Origin of the sequence: Neoroseomonas rubea, from assembly GCF_016106015.1 — a bacterium.
Lineage (GTDB): Bacteria > Pseudomonadota > Alphaproteobacteria > Acetobacterales > Acetobacteraceae > Neoroseomonas > Neoroseomonas rubea.
In genome coordinates this window covers 1-2,353 of record NZ_JACADQ010000470.1, presented here as the reverse complement: position 1 = coordinate 2,353, position 2,353 = coordinate 1, and the positions used below count along the sequence as shown (strand labels likewise).

The window sequence follows — 2,353 nt, the reverse complement described above, 5'->3', positions numbered from 1 at the left end:
GCGGCGGGAAGGGCCGCTCGAGCCGCGCCGGAAGGGCGCGTCGTGTCAGGCTGTGCCGGCGCGGCGCGGCGCGGGGTCGCTCAGCCCGCACCGCCGACCAGCCGCCGGAACCCATCCGTCACGCGGCGGACGAATTCCGGTTCCCGCGTGCGCCAGTAGCGCGGGTCGCGCATCATCGCGCGCAGCTCCGTCTCCTCCGAGCCCGCGCCGTCATCCGCGCGCCGCGCCACCGGCGGCTCGTTCTTCGCCATCATGCCGTGCAGCGCGATCACGCCCTCGGCGGTGGTGGACAGCGCCTCGAGCACCGGCGGCGGCAGGTTCGTCCGACCCCAGGCGGCGATCTGGCCGGCGACGCGGCGGAAGCGCTCCTCACCCCCGAAATGCGCGCGCAGCGCATCGAGCTGCCGCTCGGCTTCGAATTGCTGCGCGGCCTCAGCGATCAGCGGCACCAGGCGCTCCGCCGCCAGGTCGTAGACCAACTGCGCCTGCGCCTGGGTGAAGCCGGCTTCGTGAAGCCGCTGGTTGATCGTCTCATCCGCGCAGCACAGGTCATGCTTCGGCGCGATCTCGTAGCCATCCGGGCCATCGGGCACGCCAAGCGCACGGCGATGGCGGGCGCGTTGCTCCTCCGGCGCCTCGGGGCCCGGGGGGGCCAGGCGCTGGGACAGGCGGCGCTCCAGCTCGCGATAGGATTTCAGCAGCGCGTCGACGCGCACGGCCCCCGTCTCCGGGTCGCGGAATTTTTCGGGCACGTCATCCGCGCGCGGCGCCTCGCGCACGGTGGCCCCTTCGGCGAGCGCGGTCTCCAGCAGGTCCTCGGGCATCGGTCTCACTCCTTCGCGGACGGGGTTTCGGGGATCAGCACCTCGGCGGGTGCGGACAAGGTTCGGCCAAGCCATCGCGCGGCCGCGGGCAGGTCGAGCTGGGCCACCGCCTCCGGCCCCATGGCGCGCACGGCCTGGAGGAAGAGCAGCGTATTCGCCGCATCGGCGCGGCCCTGCACCTGCGCGAGCGGGCTGCGGTAGCGCGGCACGGCCTCCCGCCCGTCGATCACCAGCGAGGGGATCTCGCCGCGCCGGCGCAGGATGGACATGCAGCGCGCGACCAGCGGCGCGAGCAGTTCCGCCTGCAGCCGCCCATAGGTCGCACCCAGCAGCCGCGCCGTCTCTGCGGCGCGTTCCAGCACTTCCGTCGCCGTCATCTGCCCGCGCCGGTCCGGCCCCAGCCGGTCGGCCAGCAGCGCGGTGCGGATGCGCGCGCGCAGATCCGCGAGCACGAGCTGCGAGACGTCGAAATTCCCCGGCGCGGCGAGTGGCGTGAGCCCCGAGGACCCCGGCGCGCGGGGAATGATGGCGCCGGGTTCGAGCCGCACCGTCGCCGGGTTCAGCACGCCGTCATCCTCCGCCTGCCAGATGCCGGTCGCGGCGATGGAGGCGTTCTTCAGCACCAGTTCCACCACCTTGTTGGCGGTGCGGATGTCCGGCAGCGCCTTGGCGACCGGGCTGCGGCCATAGGTCTCCCCCGGCGCCTTCAGCCAGCGGAAGGCTATGAAGGGGTTTTCCGCGAAGCGACCCTCGGCGAGCATCACCGGCGCGGCGTCGGTCACCAGCACGGCGCGGAAGCGGTGGCCGTCGCGCTCGGGCCAGACGGCCTCGATGACGCGATGGCGCGGCGTGTCCTCGCCATCCTCGATGCGCGGCAGCGCCGCGGCGGGAAAGCGCGCGGCGAGGTCGGCATGCGTCAGCCGGGCGGCGCGGAACACCGTGTCGAGGCGCCCGGCGCCACCTTCCTCCAGCACCGCCTCGCGCAGCGGCACCGCGGTGAAGCGCAGCGCGGAGGCATCGCCGGGCGGCGCTTCCTCGACCAGCAGCAGGCCGGTGCCGGCGATGACCAGGTCGAGGAAGGCCTGGTGCATCTCGAGCGCGAAGTTGGATCGATCCAGGTGCACCTGCAGCGTCTCCGCCGCGTCTTCCATGGCGGCCGCGGCAGCGGGGTCGGCGGTGCCGCGCGCGGGGGCGAGGCCGAACCAACGCGACCAGGGCGGCGTCAGCTCGGCCAGCAGCGACGCGGCAAGTTGTTCCGCCGCGTCGGCCGCGGTCGCGTCGAACAGCGGAACGCGACCGCCGGTCGCGGGCGGCAGCACGTGGTCGTAGCAGTCCTGCCACAGCGCATCCTGCGCGCGCCGACGGTCGAGTGCCGCGGCGTGGCGGGCGATGATGTCCTCGGGGGTCATGCCGTCATTCCCCCAGCAGGGATTTGCGGGGCGCGGCGACGTCGGCGCGGGCGCCGAGCAGGCCGGCGGCGGAGGTCGCGATGGTGCCCGGCAGGCCGCGCCGGGCGCGGGCGCGGGATT

The 2,353-nt window shown here is 74.3% G+C and carries 2 protein-coding genes; both read right to left on the bottom strand.

Annotated elements, in window-relative coordinates; all coding sequences use genetic code 11:
- Nucleotides 1–80 precede the first annotated feature (80 nt).
- The gene (locus HW577_RS23755; RefSeq protein WP_198378577.1) at nucleotides 81–824 is read right to left on the bottom strand and encodes a capsid assembly protein; all 744 of its coding nucleotides are present in this window, start codon (nucleotides 822–824) and stop codon (nucleotides 81–83) included.
- Nucleotides 825–829: 5 nt separating this feature from the next.
- A complete protein-coding gene (locus tag HW577_RS23750; RefSeq protein WP_198378576.1) occupies nucleotides 830–2,233 on the bottom strand; it encodes a portal protein in 1,404 nt (467 codons plus the stop codon).
- Between the last annotated feature and the right edge of the window lie 120 nt (nucleotides 2,234–2,353).

Excerpts from the sequence above, each read along its gene's own strand:
- HW577_RS23750 (WP_198378576.1), bottom strand. The coding sequence starts at position 2,233 with ATGACCCCCGAGGACATCATCGCCCGCCACGCCGCGGCACTCGACCGT.
- HW577_RS23755 (WP_198378577.1), bottom strand. The coding sequence starts at position 824 with ATGCCCGAGGACCTGCTGGAGACCGCGCTCGCCGAAGGGGCCACCGTG.